At 70.4% G+C, this 22,941-nt stretch carries 19 protein-coding genes; 10 read left to right on the forward strand and 9 right to left on the reverse strand.

Annotated elements, in window-relative coordinates:
* Window positions 1–105 precede the first annotated feature (105 nt).
* Together ACFSOX_RS00335 and ACFSOX_RS00340 are read right to left on the reverse strand one after the other, a co-directional pair.
* Complete coding sequence (locus ACFSOX_RS00335) at window positions 106–636, reverse strand: copper chaperone PCu(A)C (protein ID WP_378475803.1); 531 nt, start codon at window positions 634–636, stop codon at window positions 106–108.
* Window positions 637–723: 87 nt separating this feature from the next.
* Window positions 724–1,107: a hypothetical protein gene (locus ACFSOX_RS00340; protein WP_378475804.1), complete on the reverse strand. Its 384-nt coding sequence runs from the start codon at window positions 1,105–1,107 to the stop codon at window positions 724–726.
* Window positions 1,108–1,902: 795 nt separating this feature from the next.
* Between ACFSOX_RS00340 and ACFSOX_RS00345 the strand changes: the two genes are divergently transcribed.
* The 4 genes from ACFSOX_RS00345 to glgA all read left to right on the forward strand — a co-directional run bounded on the left by ACFSOX_RS00345 (window position 1,903) and on the right by glgA (window position 8,210).
* Window positions 1,903–3,330 (forward strand): bifunctional enoyl-CoA hydratase/phosphate acetyltransferase, encoded by a 1,428-nt coding sequence (locus ACFSOX_RS00345; RefSeq protein ID WP_378475805.1) that lies wholly within the window; start codon window positions 1,903–1,905, stop codon window positions 3,328–3,330.
* A 37-nt stretch (window positions 3,331–3,367) separates the two neighbouring features.
* On the forward strand, window positions 3,368–4,576 hold the full coding sequence (locus tag ACFSOX_RS00350) for an acetate/propionate family kinase (RefSeq protein WP_378475806.1): 1,209 nt from the start codon (window positions 3,368–3,370) through the stop codon (window positions 4,574–4,576).
* Between the two features lie 326 nt (window positions 4,577–4,902).
* Complete coding sequence (locus tag ACFSOX_RS00355; RefSeq protein WP_378475807.1) at window positions 4,903–6,912, forward strand: alpha-1,4-glucan--maltose-1-phosphate maltosyltransferase; 2,010 nt, start codon at window positions 4,903–4,905, stop codon at window positions 6,910–6,912.
* Window positions 6,913–6,965: 53 nt separating this feature from the next.
* On the forward strand, window positions 6,966–8,210 hold the full coding sequence (gene glgA / locus ACFSOX_RS00360) for a glycogen synthase (RefSeq protein ID WP_378475808.1): 1,245 nt from the start codon (window positions 6,966–6,968) through the stop codon (window positions 8,208–8,210).
* A gap of 140 nt (window positions 8,211–8,350) precedes the next feature.
* Here the strand turns inward: glgA and ACFSOX_RS00365 are convergent, their stop codons facing one another.
* Both ACFSOX_RS00365 and ACFSOX_RS00370 read right to left on the reverse strand, forming a co-directional pair.
* The gene (locus tag ACFSOX_RS00365) at window positions 8,351–8,896 is read right to left on the reverse strand and encodes a CBS domain-containing protein (protein ID WP_378475809.1); all 546 of its coding nucleotides are present in this window, start codon (window positions 8,894–8,896) and stop codon (window positions 8,351–8,353) included.
* A 115-nt stretch (window positions 8,897–9,011) separates the two neighbouring features.
* Window positions 9,012–10,301, reverse strand: coding sequence for a family 4 glycosyl hydrolase (locus ACFSOX_RS00370; RefSeq protein ID WP_378475810.1), 1,290 nt, complete (start codon window positions 10,299–10,301; stop codon window positions 9,012–9,014).
* Between the two features lie 378 nt (window positions 10,302–10,679).
* Here ACFSOX_RS00370 and ACFSOX_RS00375 point away from each other — a divergent pair, with 378 nt between their 5' ends.
* Complete coding sequence (locus ACFSOX_RS00375) at window positions 10,680–12,044, forward strand: GH1 family beta-glucosidase (protein WP_378475811.1); 1,365 nt, start codon at window positions 10,680–10,682, stop codon at window positions 12,042–12,044.
* A gap of 24 nt (window positions 12,045–12,068) precedes the next feature.
* Window positions 12,069–13,037 (forward strand): glucokinase, encoded by a 969-nt coding sequence (gene glk, locus ACFSOX_RS00380; RefSeq protein WP_378475812.1) that lies wholly within the window; start codon window positions 12,069–12,071, stop codon window positions 13,035–13,037.
* 30 nt (window positions 13,038–13,067) lie between these two features.
* Here glk and ACFSOX_RS00385 read toward each other — a convergent pair whose 3' ends face one another.
* From ACFSOX_RS00385 to bioF, 3 genes are all read right to left on the reverse strand, one after another.
* Window positions 13,068–14,198 carry an SbmA/BacA-like family transporter gene (locus tag ACFSOX_RS00385; RefSeq protein WP_378475813.1) on the reverse strand — a complete coding sequence of 377 codons (1,131 nt, stop codon included), beginning with the start codon at window positions 14,196–14,198 and terminating at the stop codon, window positions 13,068–13,070.
* A 171-nt stretch (window positions 14,199–14,369) separates the two neighbouring features.
* A complete protein-coding gene (gene bioD / locus ACFSOX_RS00390) occupies window positions 14,370–15,053 on the reverse strand; it encodes a dethiobiotin synthase (RefSeq protein ID WP_378475814.1) in 684 nt (227 codons plus the stop codon).
* A complete protein-coding gene (gene bioF / locus ACFSOX_RS00395; protein WP_378475815.1) occupies window positions 15,050–16,210 on the reverse strand; it encodes an 8-amino-7-oxononanoate synthase in 1,161 nt (386 codons plus the stop codon). The genes bioD and bioF overlap by 4 nt, the downstream gene beginning before the upstream one ends.
* Window positions 16,211–16,444: 234 nt before the next feature.
* Between bioF and ACFSOX_RS00400 the strand changes: the two genes are divergently transcribed.
* A complete protein-coding gene (locus tag ACFSOX_RS00400; protein ID WP_378475816.1) occupies window positions 16,445–17,737 on the forward strand; it encodes an adenosylmethionine--8-amino-7-oxononanoate transaminase in 1,293 nt (430 codons plus the stop codon).
* Complete coding sequence (locus tag ACFSOX_RS00405) at window positions 17,734–18,627, forward strand: 2-dehydropantoate 2-reductase (RefSeq protein WP_378475817.1); 894 nt, start codon at window positions 17,734–17,736, stop codon at window positions 18,625–18,627. Before ACFSOX_RS00400 ends, ACFSOX_RS00405 begins: the two co-directional genes overlap by 4 nt.
* Before the next feature lie 136 nt (window positions 18,628–18,763).
* Here ACFSOX_RS00405 and rimO read toward each other — a convergent pair whose 3' ends face one another.
* Complete coding sequence (gene rimO / locus ACFSOX_RS00410) at window positions 18,764–20,128, reverse strand: 30S ribosomal protein S12 methylthiotransferase RimO (protein WP_378475818.1); 1,365 nt, start codon at window positions 20,126–20,128, stop codon at window positions 18,764–18,766.
* Between the two features lie 95 nt (window positions 20,129–20,223).
* Window positions 20,224–21,009, reverse strand: coding sequence for a YwaF family protein (locus ACFSOX_RS00415; protein WP_378475819.1), 786 nt, complete (start codon window positions 21,007–21,009; stop codon window positions 20,224–20,226).
* 259 nt (window positions 21,010–21,268) lie between these two features.
* Between ACFSOX_RS00415 and ACFSOX_RS00420 the strand changes: the two genes are divergently transcribed.
* On the forward strand, window positions 21,269–21,793 hold the full coding sequence (locus tag ACFSOX_RS00420; protein WP_378475820.1) for a hypothetical protein: 525 nt from the start codon (window positions 21,269–21,271) through the stop codon (window positions 21,791–21,793).
* 95 nt (window positions 21,794–21,888) lie between these two features.
* Complete coding sequence (locus ACFSOX_RS00425) at window positions 21,889–22,860, forward strand: SDR family oxidoreductase (RefSeq protein ID WP_378475821.1); 972 nt, start codon at window positions 21,889–21,891, stop codon at window positions 22,858–22,860.
* Window positions 22,861–22,941 lie beyond the last annotated feature (81 nt).

The following is a 22,941-nucleotide window of genomic DNA, read 5'->3' on the forward strand; positions in this document are numbered from 1 at the left end:
GCACGGGCTCCGCGCCGAGCCCGGAATTCGACCGAGCCTCGGACGTCGTGGCTGGATTCCGGGTTCGCGGACCTCGCGGTCCGCGCCCCGGAACGACGGCCCCTCTCAGTGGCCGTGCTGATGGCCGCCGGCCGATCCGCCCGCCGGCGCCGTGCCGTCCGGCGTGGTGGCGCCGATCGCCTGCACCTTGTAGCTGACCGCGACCGTGCCGGCCTTCTCGAAGCGCAGCTCGCCCGCGAGTGTCGTGCCCTCCTTGAGCGGCTCCTTCAGCTCCATGAACATCACGTGGTAGCCGCCGGGCATCAGCTTGACGGTCTCGCCCGGCTTGATCTCGAGGCCGCCCGGGATCGGCCGCATGGTCATGATCCCGTTTTCGGTCTTCATCTCGTGGACCTCGAAGCGGCCGGCCTGCGGCAGGCTGCCGCCGACCAGGCGGTCCGGCACGGTCCCGGTGTTGGTGATGGTCATGTAGCCGCCCGCGACCTTGGCGCCGCGCGGGGTGGCGCGGGTCCACGGGGTCTCGATCTTGAGGGCGCCGACCTTGATCTCGGTGGGGGCCGGCGTCTGCGCCGCGGCGGCGAGCGGCAGGGCGACGAGAGCGCCGGCGACAGCGGCATACGAGAGAGTGCGGAACATCGATATTCTCCGAACGAGGCCGTCGCGCCATGCGAGCGCCGAACGGCCGGAATCACGGACCTGAACGAAGGCAAGAGGTGCGGGGAATCAGGACGCGGGTGGCGCGCGCGGGCGGATCGGGCTGCGCTCGGGCACGATCGCGACGGCGAAGCGGCGCGGCATCTGCGCGGCGATCCGGTGCCAGGCCGGAGCCGGACCGACCACCTGAAACGCGATGGTCGCGACCCCCGGCGTCGTGCAGAGGACGCAGCAGCCGTGCGCGGCGTCGGTCCGCTCGTCGGCGGGAAGGTCGGTCGTGCCGGGGAGGTTGCGGTCGGCGCCCGCCAGACCCGGCCGGCCGATGCAGAGGATGTCGGTGAGACCGGCGGCCGACGACCACCAGGCACCGTCCCGGGAGGTGCCGTCCCCGGGGCGCGGCGACGCGAGCGCGGGCAGCAGGATCTGGAAAAGCAGCGCGACGATGACGACCACGCCCGACACGGCCCGCGGCCATGACGGGGCCGGAGCGGTCGGTGGCGCGGCGTGGGGGCGTCGTCTCGTCACGCGCCTTGATAGCATGCCGCCATCGGCCGCGACAGCCGGCCGACGACCGACAGGACGCGACCGAGGGGAACGGCCTGTGCAGCGGCTTGCGCAGTGGGGCGCAAGGGATTGCGCGACCGGCCCCACGTCGAGGCCGGGCCGGGCGAATCTGTGCCGATGCAGCGGCATCGCACGGTCCGGCTAGACTGCATCGAGGGACCGAGTCCGGGGCGCATACGGAAAATCCCGAACAGTATCTTTTCGGATCGACGGCGCACCCCTGATCACGTCCACGCTGTCGTCGTGATCGACGCGGCGACCGCGATGCCGGCCGCCGGAGCGGTGTGTCCGGGAAAGCTCTCCGGCCGTCGCGCGGCCTGTGCGTGGCCCCGGGTACGTGGTTTTTCCGTCGTGTCTTCGACCATTTATGTGTTTCTTATAAGTTCGTTCGTAGAGTGGAACCCGCGGCCCGTCGCGCTTCGGGCCGGCCGGTTTCGGATCGCGTGCTTCGCGTCACGTGCGTGATACTCGCGACGTCTCGCGCTCATCGGAGGCCATGCGCGAACGCTCACCCAGCCAAACGCCGAATTCGATTGACCCTCGCCGGGTCGGGATGTCTTTCCTGCCGCCGCGCTTCTGGAACAGGACTTGCTCCGGACCCCTGACACGACGACCCCTGACGGAGAAGCGGTCGGTGTGCTCGGCGCACCACGCCTCGATGCACCACCGCAGATGGATACGACGATGGCAGACGTGATCAAGAACACGACATTCGCCGAGCTGAAGGTCGGCGACACCGCGAGCATCGAGCGGGTCTGCTCGGTGCAGGATCTTTATCTGTTCGCTCACGTCTCGGGCAACACCAACCCGGCCGTGGTTCCGGATCAGGCCTCGACCGAGAACCGCGCCGTCACGGCGCCGTTCATGTGGGCGGGCTCGCTGATCTCGGCTGTGCTCGGCAATCTGCTGCCCGGGCCCGGCACGCTCTATCGCTCGCAGGATCTGCGCGCGGTGAGCCGCGTGAAGGTCGGCGACAAGGTGCGGGCGAGCGTCCGCTGCGTCGAGAAGCAGGCCGCACCCGTCGCCGTGTTCGAGACCCGGATCGAGAAGCTCGACGGCACCGTGGTGGCGGAGGGCCGCGCCCTCGTCGACGTACCGACCGAGCGCATGACGGTCGCGGCGCGCGAGCTGCCGACCCTGATCCTCGACGAGTGCGACCAGTTCACGCCGCTGATCCAGCGCGCCAAGAGCCTCGGCCCGATGGCGACCGCGGTGGTCTGCCCGGACGATCACAACTCGCTCGGCGGCGCCGTGCTGGCCGCCCGCGAAGGCCTGATCGAGCCGATCCTGATCGGCTCGCGCGCCGCCATCCAGAAGGCGGCCGAGGCGGGCGGTCTCGACATCACGCCCTACAAGCTGATCGACGCGCAGAACGGCGTCGAGGCGTCGGCCAAGGCGGTCGAGCTGGTGCGTCGCGGCGAGGCGGCTTCGGTGATGAAGGGCAACCTGCACACCGACGAGCTGCTCGGCCAGGTGGTCAAGAAGGACGGCGGCCTGCGCTCCGGGCGCCGTATCAGCCACGTCTTCGTCATGGACGTGCCGACCATGGACCACCTCCTGTTCATCTCCGACGCGGCGATCAACATCGCGCCGGATCTGATCACCAAGGTCGACATCACCCAGAGCGCCATCGATCTCGCCATCGCGTGCGGCATCGAGAAGCCGCGCGTCGGCATCCTGTCGGCGGTCGAGACCGTCAATCCGAGCATCCCCTCGACGCTCGACGCGGCGGCACTCTCCAAGATGGCCGAGCGCGGCCAGATCAAGGGCGGCATCGTCGACGGCCCGCTCGCCATGGACAACGCCATGGACGTCGCTGCGGCCCGCACCAAGGGCATCACGTCGCTGGTCGCCGGCCGCGCCGACGTGCTGATCGTGCCGAACCTCGAGGCCGGCAACATGCTGGCCAAGGAGCTCACCTTCGTGGCGCGGGCCGAGGCCGCCGGCCTCGTCGTCGGCGCCGCCGCGCCGGTCATGCTGACCAGCCGCGCCGACAACGATCGCGCCCGGCTGGTCTCGGCGGCGCTCGCCCAGCTCTACGAATATCGGCGCCGCACCGGTCGTGCGGTTCCGGTGCCGGGCACCGACACGGCCAAGGTCGCGGCCGAGTGAGCCGCGCCGGACATCAAGAAGAAACGGAATCGCAGACATGAGCGACCACATCATCACCCTCAATGCGGGGTCGTCCTCGATCAAGTTCGCGCTGTTCGTGCTCGACGGCGGCGAATGGCCCCGCATGGTCGCGATCGGCCAGGTGGAAGGAATCGGCGTCACGCCGGAGTTCGAGGCCAAGGTCGACGGTCAGAAGACCAAGCGGACCCTGACCGGCGCCGAGACGCCCAAGAACCACGACGACGCGCTGAAGATCATCATCGGGTGGCTCGGCGAGCGTTTCCCCGACGCCAAGATCGCCGCGATCGGTCACCGCGTCGTCCATGGCGGGCCGGTCTACTCGGCCCCGATGCTGATCGACGACGCCGCCTTCGCGGTGCTGAAGACCTTCGCGCCGCTGGCGCCGCTGCACCAGCCGCACAATCTCGCCGGCATCGCGGCGGCGGGACGCGCCTTCCCGGGCATTCCCCAGGTCGGCTGCTTCGACACCGCCTTCCATCGCACCCAGCCGTTCGTCAACGACACCTACGGCTTGCCGCCGGCGTATTACGAGGAGGGCGTGCGCCGCTACGGCTTCCACGGCCTCTCCTACGAGTACATCACCAGCCGGCTGATGGATCGTGATCCGGATGCGTTGCGCCGGCTCGTCGTGCTGCATCTCGGCAACGGCGCCTCGATGTGCGCCATCAAGGACGGCAAGGGCGTCGGCTCGACCATGGGCTTCTCGCCGCTCGACGGCCTCCTGATGGGCACGCGCTGCGGCCAGATCGATCCCGGCGTGCTGCTCTATCTGATGCAGCAGAAGGAGATGACGGCGGCGGAGATCTCCGATCTGCTCAACAAGAAGTCGGGCCTCAAGGGCATGTCGGGCGTGTCGAGCGACATGCGCGACCTCGAGGCCTCCGACGCGCCGGCCGCCAAGCAGGCGCTGGCCTACTTCGTCAACCGCATCCGCCGCGAGCTCGGAAGCCTGATGGCGATCACGGGCGGCGCCGACGCGATCGTGTTCACGGGCGGCATCGGGGCGAACTCGAAGTTCGTCCGCGGCGCCGTGCTGGACGGCATGGAGTGGGCCGGCCTCGTCGTCGACCGGGCCGCCAACGAGGCCGGTGCCGAGGTGATCTCGACGGCCGGCTCGCCCGTGAAGGTCTACGTCATGCAGACCGACGAGGAGGCGATGATCGCCCAGCACACCGTGCGGGTGGCCGGCCTCGCCGCGTCGCCGGCGGCGCTCGCCTCCGCCTGACGGGGCGGCGAGTCGGTCCGCACCGGCGGCGCGCGCCGGCGCGCACGATCATCGCACCATCCACGCCCGCGACGGTCGCCGTCGCGGGCATTTTCGTGTCGGGCGCGTCGCGCTGTCGACGGCGCGCTCGCCGCGTCTTCGGATCGTTGCGACGCAACCTTTGCCGCAGTGCGATGCGGCCTTGCCGCCGGGCCGAAAAGGAAACATTGTGGGCCGGAGCCGTCTCCCCGCGAGGGTTGCCGGGCGCCTGCGCGTTTTCTCGGCGCGGCGTTGCGCGCGACCGGCGGGCCGCTCATAACGAACCCTGATCTCTCATAAGGTCGAAGATGAATTTCCCGCGCACGCCCCGCTCGACCGTGACGTACGAGTCGCATCTGCCCGCCACCGCCGAGAGCGCACCGCTCGAGGCCGAGGCCTATCAGCGGCGCTTCGTCATCGAGGACGTCTATCCGACCGTCGACGGCGGGCGTTATCCGGTGAAGCGGATCGTCGGCGAGCCGGTCGATGTGTGGGTCGATCTCTTCCGCGACGGCCACGAGGTGACGGCGGCGGCGCTGCGCTGGCATCGCGAGGGCGAGCGCGGCTGGCGCACCGCGCCGCTGGTGCCGGTCGAGAACGACCGCTGGCACGGCGCCTTCGTGCCGATCGAGATCGGCCGGCACGTGTTCGTGATCGAGGCCTGGACGGCCGGCTTCGCGACCTGGCGGCGCGACACGCTGGCCAAGCAGAAGGCCGGACAGGACGTCACCCTGGAGCTGAAGGAGGGGCGCGACCTGGTCGCGGCGGCGCTGCCACGCGCCGGCGACATGGCCGGGCGCCTGCAGGCGGCGCTCAACATGTTCGGTACGGCCGGTGGGGCGCGGCCCTTGCTCGCCGAGGATCTGGCGGCCGCGATGGCGGCCGTCGAGGCGCGGCCGGACCTGACCTGGAGCCAGGCCTTCCCGATGATGATCGAGCGGCCGCGCGCCCGCTGCAGCGCCTGGTACGAAGTGTTCCCGCGCAGCCAGACGCCCGACCCGAACCGCCACGGCACCTTCGACGACGTCATCGCGCGCCTGCCGGACGTCTCGGCGATGGGTTTCGACGTCCTCTATTTCCCGCCGATCCATCCGATCGGGGTGAAGAACCGCAAGGGCAAGAACAACGCGCTCAAGGCCGAGCCGGGCGATCCGGGCTCGCCTTACGCGATCGGCGCCGCCGAGGGGGGCCACGACGCCGTCCATCCCCAGCTCGGCACCCTCCAGGACTTCCGCCGCCTGGTCGCCGCCGCGAAGGGGCACGGGCTCGAGATCGCGCTCGACTTCGCGACGCAGTGCTCGCCCGACCATCCGTGGATCAAGCAGCATCCCGAGTGGTTCAAGTGGCGGCCCGACGGCTCGATGAAGTACGCCGAGAACCCGCCGAAGAAGTACGAGGACATCACCAATCCCGACTTCTACTGCGCCGAGCGCGTCGCACTCTGGCAGGCGCTGCGCGACGTCGTCCTGTTCTGGGCCGAGCAGGGGGTGCGGATCTTCCGCGTCGACAACCCGCACACCAAGCCGTTCCCGTTCTGGGAGTGGATGATCCGCGAGGTCCACGCCCGCTATCCGGACGCCGTCTTCCTGTCCGAGGCCTTCACCCGGCCGAAGGTGATGAAGGCGCTGGCCAAGCTCGGATTCTCGCAGTCCTACACCTACTTCACCTGGCGCACCGGCAAGGATGAACTGTCCGCCTACATGGCCGAGCTGACGCGCCATCCGGAACGCGAGTATTTCCGGCCGAACTTCTTCGTCAACACGCCCGACATCCTGCCCGTCCATCTGCAGGGCGGCGAGCCGTGGATGTTCAAGTCGCGGGTCGCGCTCGCCGCGACGCTCGCCGGAAACTATGGTGTCTACAACGGGTTCGAGCTGCTCGAGCACGTGCCGGTGCCGGGCAAGGAGGAGTATCTCGACTCCGAGAAATACGAGATCAAGGTGCGCGACTGGAACGCGCCGGGCAACATCAAGGGCTACATCACCCAGCTCAATGCCATCCGGCGCGCCAATCCGGCGCTTCAGCAGACCTCCAATTTCGGCTTCGTGCAGGTCGACAGCCCGGCCGTGCTCGGCTTCGTCAAGGAGTCGGTCGCCCGCGACAACGTGGTGGCGGTGGCGATCGCGCTCGCGCCCGGGCGGCACGACGTGTGGCTGCATTTCGGCGACATGCGGATCGGCCCGGAGGGCGCGCGCCGGCCCGTGCGGGCGGTCGAGAACCTCGTCACCGGGGAGTGGCGGCTGGTCGAATGGGGCGGGGTGCGGCTCGCCATCGATCCCGACCAGGATCCGGCCGTGCTGCTGCGCTGCGTCGCCTGACGGCGCGCGCCGACGTTTCCGCCGCGCCGCGAGCGGCGACTGGAGTGCCCGAGATGCGAGTCCTGCTCACCACCAACGAATACCCGCCCTATGTCTACGGCGGCGCCGGCGTGCACGTGGAGTATCTGTCGCGCGAGCTCGCCAAGCTGACGCCGGTCGAGGTGCGCACCTTCCACGATCAGACGCTGGACGACGGCCAGCTCCATGTCCGCGGCATCAAGGTCGACACCACGCTGTTCGCCGGCTGCCCGCAGACCTACGTGTCGCCCTTGAAGGCGCTGTCCACCTGCCTCGCCTTCATGGGGCAGGGAATCGGCAACGAGCTCGAAGGCAATGTCGAGATCATCCACTGCCACACGTGGTACACGCACTTCTCCGGGCTCTTGGCGAAGATCCTCTACAACATCCCGATGGTGATCACGGTCCATTCGCTGGAGCCGCTGCGGCCGTGGAAGCGCGACCAGCTCGGGCACGGCTACGACCTGTCGCGCTGGATCGAGAAGAACGCCCTGGAGACGGCCGATGCCGTGATCGCCGTGTCGAAGAGCACCCAGGAGGATATCCTGCGGCTGTTCGACGTGCCGGCCGAGCGCGTCCACATCATCCCGAACGGCATCGACACCGACGAGTACAAGAAGATCCACGCCCCCGAGGTGCTCACCCGGCTCGGCGTCGATCCGGACCGTCCCTACGTGCTGTTCGTCGGCCGCATCACCCGCCAGAAGGGCCTCTACTACCTCCTGCAGGCGATCCCGCAGCTCGACCCGTCGCTGCAGGTGGTGCTGTGCGCCGGCGACGCCGACACGCTCGCGCTGCAGCGCGAGACCGAGGAGATCGTCGCCGAGCTGCAGAGGAGCCGCGAAGGCGTGATCTGGCTGTCCAAGATGCTGCCGCGCGCCGACACCATCGCGCTCTACTCGCACGCCACCGTGTTCTGCTGCCCGTCGATCTACGAGCCGTTCGGCATCATCAACCTGGAGGCCATGGCGTGCGGCACGCCGGTGGTCGGCAGCGCGGTCGGCGGCATCAAGGAGGTGGTGGTCGACGACGTCACCGGCATCCTGGTCGACCCGAACCTGTCGGCGGAGCCGCCGCACGATCCGATGGCGCCGGCCCGCTTCGAGCGCGGCCTCGCCGACGGCATCAACCGCATCGCCCGCGATCCGGCGCTGCGCGCCCGCATGGCCGAGGCCGGCCGCACCCGGGTCGAGCAGAACTACTCCTGGCGCAGCGTCGCGAAGAAGACCTACGACCTCTATCTGCAGCTCCGCGCGAACCGGAAGGCGACGAGCCAGTAGGGGCCTCTGTCGTCCTGGGTCGGCGCGTCGGCGCCGAGCCCGGAACCCATATCCCCGGTCTTTCGTGAGCCACTACCGCCGGGCTTATGGATTCCGGGCTCGCCGCTGCGCGGCGCCCCGGAACGACCGGACCGGAGACCTCACTTCGGCCCGCGGGTGCGTTGCAGCCAGTATTGGCGCTCGAGCTCGATCAGGCGCTCGTCGGTCATCGCGGGGTCGTGCTTGGACGCCGCCTCGGCCTTGCCGAGCGCGCGGGGCAGCGCGCGCAGCAGGTCGGCGCGGGAGATCACGCCGACCACGCGCTGGCCGCGGACGACCGGCAGTCGCTTGATGCGGCGGCTCTCCAGGAGCCGACCGGCCTCCTCGAGCGGCGTGTTCTCGCCGACCGTGACGAGATCGGTCGTCATCACGTCGCCGACCGTCAGCGTATGGAATCGCTCGGGCTCCTGCTCGAGGGCGTTGCGCTCGGTCATCAGCTGCAGCCAGTGCGGCCGCCGCGGCGGATCGCCGTTCGAGCGGCGGCGCAGCAGGTCGCGCTCGCTGACGATGCCGACCAGCCGCCCGCCGGCGTCGACCACGGGCAGGCCGCTGACGCGGTGATCGAGCATGAGCTGGGCGGCCTCGCAGATCGGCCGATCCGGCCCGATCGCCACCACCGGGGACGACATGAAATCCCTGACCCGCACCGGACCTCTCCGATCCCGGCCGCGCCGACTCCTCGGCCCGCGGCGATGTGCTCGTCCACCCTAGTCCAACCCGTCCACGGCCGTCGAGACGATGTCGGCGACGGCCGCCATGCGATCATAGGCAGGCCCGGATGTAGGGCTTGTTGATCTCCCACAACTCGTCGAGCACGGCCCGCGCGGCGCTGGTCGAGGCGACCACCGGGTCGATCAGCAGGGCTTCGAGCGCCAGCTCCTTGGAGCCACGCACCGCCGCCTCGACGGCGAGCTGCTGGACGCCGGCCTGCACGGCGAGCAGCTTGGCGATCGGATCGGGCAGGGGGCCGAGCGACACCGGATGGATGCCGGCCGCGTCCGCCACGATCGGCACCTCGACGGCGAGCTCGGCCGGCAGGTTCGGGACGACGCCGCGGTTGTAGACGACGCCCGACTCGATGAACCGCTTCTCGTTGTGGGCGACCGCGGCGATCACGGCGGCGCCGCGCTCGCCCGACGGCATCGTCCACCAGTCCGGGATCGCGGCCGTGCCGGCCAGCACGGCGTCGACGCCGGCGCGGAACTCCGCCCGCGTTCGCAGGTCGCCGTCGAAGTCGTAGCCCTTGTCGTCCCCGCCGTCGGCCTCCCAGCCATACGGCACGAACTCGCCGGTGTGGCCGTCGCCGCAGGTCGGCCACAAGCCGAAGGCGCGGAACAGCGTGCGGTCGAGCGGGACGAAGGCGGGGTCGTGCGTCGCCTCCTTCTCGCGCAGCGCCGGGTAGAGATCGGCGCCGGTCTCGCGGTCGCGGATCGCCATCAGCCATTGGAAGTGATTGAGGCCGGCGCCCCAGACGTCGATCGTCTCGGCCGGCCGGTCGAGGATCCGCGCGACCTGGCTGCGGGCGCCGAAGATGCCCTCGCACAGGCCGAGCACCCGCACCTTCGTGTACTTGCCGAGCGCCATGACGATGCGGCTCTCGGGATTCGAGAGGTTGACGAACAGCGCGTCGGGGCAGATCTCTTCGATGTCGCGGGCGAAGTCGAAGACCATTGGCAGGGTGCGCAGCGTGAAGAACAGGCCGCCCGGGCCGCCGTTCTCGCCGAGAGTCTGGCGGATGCCGTGCCGCTTCGGCACCTCGTAGTCGTGCCGCCACAGCCGCATCCGGTCGATCGCCGTGGCGTTGAGGACGAAGTCGGCGCCCGGCAGCGCGGCGCGCCGGTCCGTGGTCGTCTCGATCGTCACGGCGACGCGCGCCTTGTCGGCGAGCAGGCGGCCGATCGCCGCCATGCGCTCGAGCGCGGCGGCGTCGGTGTCGACCAGCACGATGGTGGCGCCGGCCAGATCCTCGGAGAAGAAGAGGTCGCGGAACAGCGTGAGGCCGAACGACATGCTGCCGGCCCCGATGAAGACGATCTTCGTGGATTTGCGCATGACCACCTCGACGCCGGACCACCTCGACCCCGGATCATCGCGCGATCGGCGTTCGAGAGGGAGCGGGCCCGCACGCGTCGCGCCGGATGTCGAGCGCACGCGACGCGCGGGAGACAAGGACGGGCCAGCGTCGTTCGGAGCGGCGGTCCGCAGGATCAGTCTCTGCCGATCGGGCCCGCGGCGCACTCCGATAAGTACCGTAAGGACTGCTCCGAGGGTGCGGCCGGGTGCGGCGCGCGTCGGTTGACGGCCATCAACACATCGGAAACGTCGCCGGCGTAGCCTCGCCCGATCGTGATGTCTGCACGGGCGCTCGTCGTGCAGGCCAGACCGCGAAAACGAGACCGCGAAAACGAGACTGCGAAGGGAAGGACAACCATGAGCCCGCGCGCGCCCGCGCCCGCCGCCGCATCCGACGTTCCATTCCTGTGGGGCGTGTCCACCTCGAGCTATCAGATCGAAGGCGCCGCATCCGAGGACGGCAAGGGGCCGAGCATCTGGGACACCTACAGCCGCCAGCCCGGTCGCATCACCAACAACGACACCGGCGACGTCGCCTGCGACCACTATCACCGCTATGCCGAGGACGTCGCGCTGATGAAGGCGCTCGGCGTCGGCGCCTATCGATTTTCCGTCGCCTGGCCGCGCGTGCAGCCGAAGGGGCGCGGCGCCGCCAACGAGGCGGGCCTCGCCTTCTACGACCGGCTGATCGACGCGCTGCTCGAGGCGAACATCGAGCCGTGGCTGTGCCTCTATCACTGGGATCTGCCGCAGGCCTTGGGCGACCTCGGCGGCTGGGCCAATCGTGACTGCGCCTTCTGGTTCGCCGACTACGCGGCCCTGATCGCGCGCCGCTACGGCGACCGGGTCAAGCGCTTCGCCACCTTCAACGAGTCGTCGGTGTTCACGCTGTTCGGCTTCGTGATGGGCGGTCAGGCGCCCGGCATCGTCGACCGCAACATGTTCCACCGCGCGATCCATCACGTGAATCTCGGCCACGGCGGTGCCATCGACGTGCTGCGCGCGCTGGTGAGGGACGCATCGCTCGGCATCGTCCACAACATCCAGCCGTGCCGGCCGGCGACGCCGGCGCCCGAGGACGTGAAGGCGGCGGCGCTGTTCGACGCCTACTGGAACGGCGCCTTCGCGGATCCTCAGCTCCTCGGCCATTATCCGGCCCTGATCGCCGATCTGATGGAGCCGTGGATCGCGGCCGGCGACATCGCGCGGATCTGCCGTCCGATCGACTGGTTCGGCCTCAACCACTATTCGCCGCACTACATGAAGGCGTGGGACGGCAATCCGCTCGGCGTCGGCTGGGGGCCGTCGCCCGAGTCCGTGCGGCGCACCTCGATGGGCTGGCCGATCGAGGCCGACGCCTTCCGCGACACGCTGATCTTCCTGTCGAACCGCTACAAGCTGCCCGTCTACGTTCTGGAGAACGGCACCGCCAATCCGGACGTGGTCGACGAGAAGGGCGAGGTGAACGATCCCTCGCGCATCGACTATCTGAAGTCCTACATCGACGCGCTGAACGAGGCGCGCGCCGCCGGGGCCGACGTGCGGGGCTATTTCATCTGGTCGCTGCTCGACAATTTCGAGTGGGGCTCGGGCTACAGCCAGCGATTCGGAATCGTGTATGTCGACTACGCCACCGGAATGCGGATCCCCAAGGCCTCCTATCACTGGTACGCCGACCTGATCCGGGCGACGGCATCGCGCCCGCTCGCCGCGGCGCAATGACGATGGGCGTGCGAGGGTCGTGACGTGAGTGCCGTGCTGCTCGCCGACATCGGCGGCACCAATGCCCGCTTCGCCCTGCTCACGGACCGGCTCGGGGCGATCCGTCACCTCGCCGTGGCCGACCATCCGTCCCCGAACGACGCCGTGGCGACGTTTCTGCGGGCCGAAGCGCCGGGCGTGCGACCGACGGCGGCGGTGCTCGCCGTCGCCGCCCCGGTCGACGGCGAGACGGTGCGCTTCACCAACAGCCCGTGGGTGATCGAAGCGGCCGAACTGCGTGCCGGCTTCGGGATGTCGCGCGTCGTCCTGATCAACGACTTCGAGGCGGTGGCGTGGGCGCTGACCCGCCTCGGTCCTGACCATCTTCGTCCGGTCGGCGGTGGCACGGCGGTGCCGGGCGGTCCCAGGGTCGTGCTCGGCCCGGGCACCGGGCTCGGCGTCGCGGCCTTGGTGCGCGGTCCCGACGGTGCGGGAGGTTCCGCCGATCCGGTCGTGGTGCCGACCGAGGGTGGCCACGCGAGCCTCGCCGCGACCACCGATCGCGAGGCGGCGGTCGTCGCGGTGCTGCGCCGCCGCTACGGCCATGTGTCGAACGAACGGGCGATCTCCGGTCCCGGGCTCGAGGCGCTCCATGCGGCGATCGCCGTCGTGGACGGCGTCGTCGTCCCGGCACGCCGGGCCGCCGAGATCAGCAGGCTCGCCGGGGAGGGGGCGTGCCCGGTCTGCCGCGAGGCCGTCGCGATGTTCTGCGCCATGCTGGGCAGCGTCGCCGGCGACGTCGCCCTGATGTTCCGGGCGCGCGGCGGCGTCTTCGTCGCCGGCGGCATCGTGCCGCGCCTCGGCGCGGCCTTCGACGCGTCGGAGTTCCGCGCCCGCTTCGAGGCGAAGGGCCGGTTCCAGGCCTACCTGGCCGCGATCCCGACCGCGGTGATCACCCATCCCGACGTCGCCTTTCTGGGACTCCAGGCGATCGCGACACGGGTGCGGGCGTGAGTCCTCGGGCCTTCGGATCCCCGGGAGCGGTCAGATCACGACGTGGTCCTGCGGCCCCGGTGCCGGGGCGGGTGTCGGCTCCGGGATGCCGTCGGCGTCGTCGAGGGCGTGGAGCAGGGTGGCGACGCGATTCACCGAGGACCGCCATTCGGCGACGCGGTGGTAATTGTCGACGAACCAGTTGAAGGCGAGCTGGACCGACACGAAGGCGGCGGACGCCTGGGTGAGCTCGCCGAGCGACATATCGCCGGCCAAGAACTTCGGGGCGCACAGGATCCAGGCCGCCACCGGTGCCAGCAGGATGTCGGTCTGCGACACCATGGTGGTGCCCATCAGCTGGTGGCAGAGCTGGCGCCAGCGCCGCAGCACCTGGGTCAGCGCGACGCGCACGCCCTGCAGGTCGGCGAGCGCGACCGTGGCGGGCGGGACGCGCTCGCCGAGCTCGCGGATCTCGTTGGTGGCGGCGCGCAGCTCCGCCTCGGCCTGGTTCTCGGCCTGGATCACCGTGGTGAGATTGCGGCCGACGAAGACCATCGCGGTGGTGAACACCAGCGTGTAGACGACGGCCGCGACGACCAGATAGGCGTGGATGGTCAGCGTGTGGCCGGCGACCTGGAAGCGGAAGTCGCCGCCGACCGTCCACAGCACGTTGATGAACACCAGCGCTGTCACCACGGCGTTCAGGAGCCCGATCGCCATGTCGACCGGCGCGTCGGTGGCGATGCGGGCGTCGAAGGAGATCCGGTACTCGGCGTTCTGGTGCTCGCCGTCGACCGAGCCGAGCCGCTGATAACGGCGCTCCTCGAGCCACAGCGCCAGCAGGTGCCGGGTCAGCCATTCGCGCCATTTGCGCTGCGTGGTCATCCGGCCCCACACCGAGGCGATCGACAGGCTGACGCTGAGCACGGCGAGCGGCACGAACCAGCCGACCTGTTGCCACAACGCCGCCGCGTCGCGGCGCTCGAGCGCGTTGAAGAAATCGCGGTTCCAGTAGTTGAGCTGGTACTGCACCGCGATCTGCGACAGCACGATGCAGACGAGGCCCAGCGTCAGCGGCCAGCTCACCCGGGCCGATCGCTCCGTCCAGAAGCCGGACGCGCTCCGCCAGTATCGCGCGAACAGGTGTCTGTGCCGGTCGTCCGCGGCGTGCGGCTGCGTCATGCGATCTCGCCTCGCGTCCGGGTGCGGAGAACGGTCCGCCGCATCCGACGCGCCTCGTCCAGCCATACGCCCGGACGGACGGAGATCAAGTTCGGTCGATCCGGGATGGGCCGGCGGACGGGTCCGCCGGCCGGTGGCGGCGGTCCGGCTTGCGGCTCGCCGGCCGGCGGTTCACACCAGCGCGGCGAGTTCGTCGAACACCGGATGCTCGGGCGGGCTCTCCGGCGGCAGCCGCGGCACGGCGAGCACCGGCAGGCCCTTGCCGAAGGCCTCCAGCGCCCCGATCGTGTCGGCGAGCGGGACCACCGTGCCGTCGTCGGTCTGGCTGACCACGATCGCGGCGACCGCGAGGCCGCGCTGCCGCAGCACCTCGAGCGCCGTCAGGGTGTGGCTGATCGTGCCGAGATAGCTGCCGACCACGAGGACGACCGGGGCGCCGACCGCGACCATCAGGTCGAGCACGGTGCGCGAGCGGTCGAGCGGGGCCATGATGCCGCCGACCCCTTCGATCACCATCACGTCCTTGCGGGCCGCGATGCGCTCGCGGCAGAAGGCGACCACGGCGTCGGCATCGATGCTGCGGCCCTCCCGGCGGGCGGCGAGATGCGGCGACAGCGGCGCCTCGAATCGCCACGGCGCGACGGCCGCGATGGCCTCCTCGGTCGGCTCCAGCCCGGTGGCGGCGACCAGCAGGCCGGCGTCGCTGCCGTCGGCCTCGCGCGGGTCGTAGCCGCTCTGCACCGGCTTCAGCGCCTCGACGGTGCGGCCCTTCGCCTTGAGGGCCTTGATCAACCCACGGGACACGAAGGTCTTGCCCACCTCGGTCCCGGTGGCGCTGACGAAAACGACAGTCATGACACGTTCCCCAGTACGCGCTCGCGGACCAGATCCGCGAGACGCTCGACATCCTGGTCCGGGTGGGCGGGCGTGAAGGTCAGCCGCAGCCGTGCCGTGCCGGCCGGCACGGTCGGCGGCCGGATCGCCACCACCAGGTACCCCTCCTCGGCGAGCATGCGCGAGGCGGCGAGCGCCGCCTCCGCCTCGCCGACCAGCACGGGCACGATCGGGCTCTGGGGGTCCGGCAGCCCGGCGCGCCGCGTGAACAGTCGCGCCTTGGCGATCGGACCTTCGGCGAGGCTCGGATCGGCCGCGATCAGGTCGAGCGCCGCGATCGCGGCGGCGACCACGGGCGGCGGCAGCCCGGTCGAGTAGACGAGCGTGCGGGCCCGGCTCTTCATCAGCTCGACGACCGGGCGCGAGGCGCACAGATAGCCGCCGTAGCCGCCGATCGCCTTCGACAGCGTGCCCATCTGCAGCGGCACGTCGGCAGGCTCGTCGAACGCGTAGCTCGAGCCGCGGCCGCCCCCCAGAACGCCGATGCCGTGGGCGTCGTCGGCCATCAGCCAAGCGTCGTGGGCCCGCGCCAGCCGGCCGAGCGCCGGCAACGGCGCCAGATCCCCGTCCATCGAGAAGACGCCGTCGGTGAGCAGCAGCGCGTGGCGGTGGGCGGCCCGATGGGCCGTCAACAGTGCGTCGGCATGGGCGACGTCGTTGTGGCGGAAGACATGCACGGCGGCGCCGCTCATCCGGCTGCCCGCCATGATGCAGGCATGCGCCCATTCGTCGACGACGATCAGATCGCCGCGCCCCGCCAGCGCCGGAATGACACCCGTGTTGGTGAGATAGCCGGAGCCGAACACGCAACAGGCCTCGGCGCCCTTGAGCCGGGCGAGGCGCTCCTCCAGCGCGTCGTAGAGCGGATGGTTGCCGGTGACGAGGCGCGATGCGCCGGAGCCGATGCCGTAGCGGTCGATGGCCTCGCGCGCCGCCGCGAGCACGGCCGGGTGATGCGAGAGGTTCAGATAGTCGTTGCAGGAGAAGGACAGGTATCGGCGTCCACCGCGCTCCACCACGGTGCCGGCCGATCGGGCCGTGGAGACGAGGTCTCGCCGCAGGCTCTGCGCCGCGAGGGCGTCCAGCTTGGCGGTGGCGAAAGCATCGAGTGAGGTCATCGAATCGGGGTCTCGAACATCCGGGTCTCGAACATCCGGTCTCGGAGGCGAAGGTCGGACGGCGCGCCGAAAGCGGGTTTCATCGCGCAGGGCGGTGCGGTACTGGACCGTCGGCCGGACCGGGTCGTCCCGCCGGCCGAACCGCAAGGGTGGCCGCCCGCGATGACAAGAGCAACCGACGAAGCCGCAGGGAACGCCATGCACGGCCCGCATGATATTGTTCATAAAGGCGAAATGGGGCATGCCGGGGTCGCAGAGCCGCCATCCTGGTGGACACGCGGTCGTGATCGGGTGTGGCTGCCCTATGCGCAAATGAAGACCGCGGCGCCGCCACTGCCGGTCGCGGCGACGCGTGGCAGCCGCATCGTGCTCGCCGACGGCCGCGAGCTGGTCGACGGTGTCGCCTCGTGGTGGACGGCCTGCCACGGTTACAATCATCCGCATATCCGCATGGCGGTCGCTCGCCAGCTCGAGACGATGCCGCACGTGATGCTGGGCGGGCTCCTGCACGAACCTGCGGCGCAACTCGCGACGCGACTCGCGGCGCTGCTGCCGGGCGACCTCGGTCGGGTGTTCTTCTCCGACTCGGGCTCGGTCGCCGTCGAGGTCGCGATGAAGATGGCGGTGCAGTTCTGGATCAACTCCGGCGTCCGCGGTCGCACCCGGTTCGTCGCCTTCCGGGGCGGCTATCACGGCGACACCACCGCGACCATGGCGGTGTGCGATCCGGACGACGGCATGCACCGACTGTTCAAGGGACTGTTGCCCGAGCACCTGATCACCGACCTGCCGCGCGACGCGGCGACGACCGCGGCGCTCGACCGTCTGCTCGGTGAACGGGCCGACGAGATCGCCGGCATCATCGTCGAGCCGCTGGTGCAGGGCGCCGGCGGCATGCTGTTCCACGACGCCGCCGTGCTGACGCGCTTGCGGGCGCTCGCGGACCGGCACGGCACGCTGTTGATCTTCGACGAGGTTTTCACGGGCTTCGGCCGCACCGGCGCGATGTTTTCCTGCGCGCCGGTCGAGCAGGGCGGCGCCGGCGTGGTGCCGGACATCGTGACGCTCGGCAAGGCGCTGTCGGGCGGCACACTGCCGCTCGCCGCGACCGTGGCGAGCGAGCGCGTCTTCAAGGCGTTCTGGTCGGACGACGCCATGGCGGCGCTGATGCACGGGCCGACCTTCATGGGCAACCCGCTCGCCTGCGCGGCCGCCAACGCCTCGCTCGATCTGTTCGAGCGCGAGCCGCGGCTCGCGCAGGTGAAGGCGATCGCGGCCCAGATGACGGATCAGCTCGCACCGTGCCGCGACCTGCCGGGCGTCGTCGACGTGCGGGTGCGCGGCGCCATCGGCGTCGTCGAGCTCGACACGATCGACGTTCCGGCCCTGAAAGCGCGATTCGTGGACGAGGGCGTCTACGTCCGGCCGTTCGGCCGGATCGTCTATCTCACGCCGGCCTTCACGATCGGGGAGGCGGATCTGTCGAGGCTGACCGGGGCGATCGTGAAGGTGTTGAGTCCGAGATGATGGAAAGCGGAGTTGCGACGCGCGTCGCCGTGATCGGCGGGGGCGCCGTCGGGGGCTTGTTGTGCGCCCATCTGTGCGATGCCGGTCACGACGTGAGCCTGTGCGTGCGCACGCCGGTCGACGCCCTGGTGGTCGAGCGCGGCGGGCGCAGCGACACCGTGCCGGTCCGCATCGTCACGTCGTCGGCTGACGTCGCTCCGGTCCCGTGGGTGCTGGTCGCCGTGAAGTCGCAGGACACGGCGGCAGCGGGGCCGTGGCTGCGCGCCCTGGTCGGGGAGGGGACGACCGTCGTCGTCGTGCAGAACGGCATCGGCCACGCCGAGCGGGTGGCGGGCTTCGTCGACGACGCCACCGTGCTGCCGGCGCTGATCTATTCGGGCGTCGAGCGTCTCGCACCCGGACACATCAGGTTGCACACCGAAGGACGCATCACGGTGCCGGAGGGCGGCCCGGGCGCGGCCTTCGCGGTGCTGATGAGATCGTCCGGGCTCGTCGTGCACCAGGAGCCCGATTTCGTCACGGCGCTGTGGCGCAAGGTGCTGACCAACGTGGCGGCCAATCCGATCACGGCGCTGACGCTGCGCCGCATCGGCATCTTTCAGGACACGGACGTCGCGGCGCTCGGCGAGACGCTGATCTCGGAGGCCGTGGCGGTGGGTCGGGCCGAAGGCGCAAACATCGGCGCCGCCGACGTCGCCCACACGCTGCATCTCCACAAGACCTACAATCCGGCCACCGGCACGTCGATGCTCTACGATCGCCTCGCCGGGCGGCCGATGGAGCACGAGTTCATCACCGGCGCCGTGGTCCGCACGGCGGAGCGCCACGGCATCGCCGTCCCGTTCAATCGCGCGATCCTGACGCTGCTGCGGGCGCTGGAGGGAGCGTGATCCGTCATTCCCGGATCCGGACCGTCAGGTCCGCGAGCCATGATTCCGTTTCCTCGGTGTCCGTGGCTCACGATAGAGGGGGCATATGGGTTCCGGGCGCGGCGCTTGCGCGCCGCCCCGGAACGACCGAGAGCGGTCAGAACCCCACCGCGGTGCCGTGCAGGTCGTAGGCGTCGGCGCGCTCGATCTTGACCGTGGCGATCTCGCCGACGCGCAGCGGGCGGCGCGAGACGACGTGGACGGCGCCGTCGATCTCCGGCGCGTCGGCCTTGCTGCGGCCGCGGGCGATGCCGTTCTCCACCGCGTCGATGATCACCTGCTGGCGGGTGCCGACCTTCCGCTTCAGGCGGCGCGCCGAGATCGCCTGCTGGCGCTGCATGAAGCGGTGCCAGCGCTCCTCCTTCACCTCGTCGGGGACGGCGAGGCCGAGATCGTTGGCGGGCGCACCCTTCACGGGCTCGTACTTGAAGCAGCCGACGCGATCGAGCGAGGCTTCGTCGAGCCAGGCGAGCAGCTCCTCGAATTCGTCGTCGGTTTCGCCGGGGAAGCCGACGATGAAGGTCGAGCGCAGCGTCAGGTCGGGGCACGTCTCGCGCCAGCGCGCGATGCGCTGGAGCGTCTTCTCCTGGGCGCCGGGACGGCGCATGCGCCGGAGCACCGAGGTCGCGCCGTGCTGGAACGGGATGTCGAGATAGGGCAGCACGCGACCCTCGGCCATCAGCGGGATCACCTCGTCGACATGCGGATAGGGATAGACGTAGTGGAGCCGCACCCACACGCCGAGCTCGCCGAGCGCGCCCGCGAGATCGAGGAACCTCGCCCGCACCTCGCGGTCGCGCCAGACGCTGGTCGCGTATTTCAGATCCACGCCGTAGGCCGAGGTGTCCTGCGAGATCACCAAAAGCTCCTTCACGCCGGCCGCGACGAGCTTCTCGGCCTCGCGGAGCACGTCGGCGGCGGGGCGCGAGACGAGGTCGCCGCGCAGCTTCGGGATGATGCAGAAGCTGCAGCGGTTGTTGCAGCCCTCGGAGATCTTCAGATAGGCGTAGTGGCGCGGCGTCAGCTTGATGCCTTGCGGCGGCACGAGATCGACGAACGGCGCGTGGGCGGGAGGGACGGCGCGATGCACGGCCTCCATCACGCTCTCGTATTGCTGCGGTCCCGTCACGGCGAGCACGTTGGGGAATTTCTCGGTGATCGCGTCGGGCTCGGCGCCCATGCAGCCGGTCACCACCACCTTGCCGTTCTCGGCCAAAGCCTCGCCGATGGCGGCGAGCGACTCCGCCTTGGCGCTGTCGAGGAACCCGCAGGTGTTGACCAGCACCAGGTCGGCGCCCGCATGGGAGCGCGTCAGCTCGTAGCCCTCGGCCCGCAGCCGCGTGATGATGCGCTCGGAATCGACCAGCGCCTTCGGGCAGCCGAGCGACACGTAGCTGACTTTTCGCACGACACCCGGCTCTTCGGATGGACGGGTGGGCTCGGGCAGGGCGGAGGTCGGCATCGCAGCGGGGGCCTTCGGGTTGCGGAAGGGCCGCTTCCTAGAGCAACGGGCGGCGCTTGGGAAGCCGCCCGCGCCATCGGCGGCTCAGCCGCCGCTCACGCCGCCTCCGGCTCCACCGCGGCCTCGGCGGCCCGGCCGAAAAAACGCCAGGGCAGGAACACCAGGAGGAACCCGAAACCGGCCAGCGCCGCCATCACCAGCACACGCGCCGGCCACGGGCCGAGCATCGCGACGAAGGGCGGGATCAGCTTGGTGTCGGCCGGGTCGCCCACATAGGCGTAGTTGGAGCCGAGCGCGATGTTGAGGAGGAAGACGGCGCCGACATAGCCGATCGTGAACACGGCGGCGCGGCGGAAATCGCTCCAGTCGGGGCGGAAGCCGAGCACCACGATGTCGTAGATGGCGTAGCCGAAGATGATCGCGTGGGCGATCCAGAAGCACCAGAACAGCGGCGAGGCGGGGCCCTGGACGAGGGTCGGCTGGATGAACGCCTGGGTGGTCAGCGCGAAGGCCCAGAAGTAGAGCGTCGCCCGCAGGAAGCGCTTCTGCGAGATCAGCGCAAGCGGCGCGATGATGCCGCCGACGTCGCAGATGTGCAGCGGAAGCCCCGAGACGATGTCGATGCCGCTCCAGTTCCAGGCGATGTTGTAGGTGCCCCAGACCAGGACGGCGAACACGGCGAGGCCGGCGCGCAGGCGCATCTCGGCCGGGGGCGCGAGCCGCCGTGCGACCAGCACCAGGACGGTGATCGCCGCAAAGCAGCACAGCACCGAGACGAGGTGCAGGGTGCCGAACGGCGTGAACGTGTCCAAAGCTCCCCTGTCGAACCAAGAGCTGGCGAACCAAGAGCTGTCGAGCCGACCGGTGGCGCTGTCCGGCATGGATCCCCTCCCGCGACCGGGCCGGCGAGTCGCCGACCCTCACCGAATTGTGCGGTCCGCAGATTGCACGAATAAGGCAGCATTTCCGGTGCCTCGACCAGGCCCATCCAAGCGGGCCGGCCGGGAGGTTGCGCCGGCGGATTCTCGATCCCGGCGTGAACCCGGCGCCGGGTCCGACGCACCGAGGACCGAACGGGGATCCGTTCGGGGGGCGCAACGCCTGCAGGCGACGGCTCTCGCCGTCCGAGGAGGACTTCGCATGCGTGAACGTTCGACGGGTGGTGCTTCGCGTCGTGGCCTCTCGCGTGGCCTCACGACCCGGCTGGGCGCGCTCCGCGCGGCCGGGCTGTCGGGGGCGGCGGCAGCCGCGCTCCTGGTGGTCGCCGTGCCGGCGCCCGCCCACGCCCAGATGATGGGCTTCGGTGGGATGGGCGGCGGGATGGGCGGCTTCGGCGGCGAGCAGATGGCCAGCCAGATGGCGCCTCTCCTGGAGATGATGAAGCAACGCATGGGCAAGAAGCGCTACGCCCAGCTGATGCAGACCTTCGGCCCGATGATGGCCAACATGATGGACGGCGGCGGCGGCGGCTTCGGCGGCGACGGCGGTGGGTTCGGGGGCGGCGGCTTCTCCTCGGCCGGGTTCGGCGGCATGGGGGGAATGGGCGGAATGGGAATGGGCGGCATGGATATGGGCGCCATGATGGGCATGGTCAGCGCCATGGACTGGCGCTCCATGCAGGGCCTCATGGGCTCGCCACGCAAGGGCCGGAAGGGCCGCCGTTAGGCCCTTCCGCCGCCGGGCTTGCCGGCCGAGCCGGAACCCGTCATGTCCCCGATCTCGTGGAGCGACACGGGCACGGGGGCATGGCGGAGCGGGGCATGGCGGAGCGGGGCATGGCGGAGCGGGGTAGGGCGGAGCAAGGGGCGGCCGAGCAGGGTGCGGGTGAGCGGGGCGCGGCGTCGGCGGACGGTCGCGACCTGCTCGGCAAGACGATCGTCATCACCGGAGCGACCGGCGGGATCGGGCTCGAGGCCGCGATCGCGCTGGCGCGGCGAGGCGCCGGGCTCGTCCTGGTCGGTCGCGACCGGATGCGCGGCGACGCCGCGTTGGCGCGGCTGCGCCGCGAGGCGCCGGGGGCGATCGCCGAGGCCGACTATGCCGACTTGTCGTCCATCGCCGAGGTGAAGGCGCTGGCCGCCCGGCTGTCGTCGCTGCCGCGTATCGACGTGCTCCTCAACAACGCCGGCGGCATGTTCGCCCGCCGCGAGGTGACGGCAGACGGGCTCGAGCGCACCTTCGCCCTCAACCACATGGCCTATGTGGTGCTGACCCTCGGCCTGCTGGACACGCTGCGCCGCTCCGGCCCGGCCCGGATCGTCAACGTCGCCTCGGAAGCCCACAAGGGCGTGACACTCGACTTCGACGACCTGCAGGGGGAGCGGGCCTATTCGGGCTGGCCGGCCTACCGCCGCTCGAAGCTCGCCAACATCCTGTTCACCCGCGAGCTGGCGCGGCGGCTCGCGGGCACGGGCGCCACCGGCGCCGTCGCCTCCGGCGCCACGATCACGGCCAACTGCCTGCATCCCGGATTCGTCGCCACCCGCATCGGCGACAACAACAGGGGGCTCTGGGGGATCGGCATCCGGATCGCCAAGCTGTTCGCAATGTCGCTCGAAAAGGGGGCGAAGAACGCGATCCATGTCGCCACCGCGCCGGAGTTTTCGACGACGTCCGGCGCCTATGTGGTACGCGGCCGGATCACCGATCCCTCGGCCGTCGCGCAGGACGACGCCGCGGCGCGCCGCCTGTGGGACGCGAGCCTCGCGATCGCCGGCCTCACAGGGTTGTGACCGACCGATCCGGCCATCCGGCCCGGACGGGTTAGTTTCCGGCCGTGATCACGGGAACCATTGCTGAACCTTGTCGTTAGC

The organism is Rhodoplanes azumiensis (assembly GCF_042682915.1).
In the GTDB taxonomy this organism is placed as follows: domain Bacteria; phylum Pseudomonadota; class Alphaproteobacteria; order Rhizobiales; family Xanthobacteraceae; genus Rhodoplanes; species Rhodoplanes azumiensis.

Coding starts and splice junctions, on each gene's coding strand:
- ACFSOX_RS00370 (WP_378475810.1), bottom strand. CDS start 10,301: ATGCGCAAATCCACGAAGATCGTCTTCATCGGGGCCGGCAGCATGTCG.
- glgA (WP_378475808.1), top strand. CDS start 6,966: ATGCGAGTCCTGCTCACCACCAACGAATACCCGCCCTATGTCTACGGC.
- ACFSOX_RS00355 (WP_378475807.1), top strand. CDS start 4,903: ATGAATTTCCCGCGCACGCCCCGCTCGACCGTGACGTACGAGTCGCAT.
- ACFSOX_RS00375 (WP_378475811.1), top strand. CDS start 10,680: ATGAGCCCGCGCGCGCCCGCGCCCGCCGCCGCATCCGACGTTCCATTC.
- ACFSOX_RS00385 (WP_378475813.1), bottom strand. CDS start 14,198: ATGACGCAGCCGCACGCCGCGGACGACCGGCACAGACACCTGTTCGCG.
- ACFSOX_RS00335 (WP_378475803.1), bottom strand. CDS start 636: ATGTTCCGCACTCTCTCGTATGCCGCTGTCGCCGGCGCTCTCGTCGCC.
- ACFSOX_RS00425 (WP_378475821.1), top strand. CDS start 21,889: ATGGCGGAGCGGGGCATGGCGGAGCGGGGTAGGGCGGAGCAAGGGGCG.
- ACFSOX_RS00405 (WP_378475817.1), top strand. CDS start 17,734: ATGATGGAAAGCGGAGTTGCGACGCGCGTCGCCGTGATCGGCGGGGGC.
- rimO (WP_378475818.1), bottom strand. CDS start 20,128: ATGCCGACCTCCGCCCTGCCCGAGCCCACCCGTCCATCCGAAGAGCCG.
- ACFSOX_RS00415 (WP_378475819.1), bottom strand. CDS start 21,009: ATGCCGGACAGCGCCACCGGTCGGCTCGACAGCTCTTGGTTCGCCAGC.
- bioF (WP_378475815.1), bottom strand. CDS start 16,210: ATGACCTCACTCGATGCTTTCGCCACCGCCAAGCTGGACGCCCTCGCG.
- ACFSOX_RS00350 (WP_378475806.1), top strand. CDS start 3,368: ATGAGCGACCACATCATCACCCTCAATGCGGGGTCGTCCTCGATCAAG.
- ACFSOX_RS00420 (WP_378475820.1), top strand. CDS start 21,269: ATGCGTGAACGTTCGACGGGTGGTGCTTCGCGTCGTGGCCTCTCGCGT.
- ACFSOX_RS00400 (WP_378475816.1), top strand. CDS start 16,445: ATGGGGCATGCCGGGGTCGCAGAGCCGCCATCCTGGTGGACACGCGGT.
- bioD (WP_378475814.1), bottom strand. CDS start 15,053: ATGACTGTCGTTTTCGTCAGCGCCACCGGGACCGAGGTGGGCAAGACC.
- ACFSOX_RS00345 (WP_378475805.1), top strand. CDS start 1,903: ATGGCAGACGTGATCAAGAACACGACATTCGCCGAGCTGAAGGTCGGC.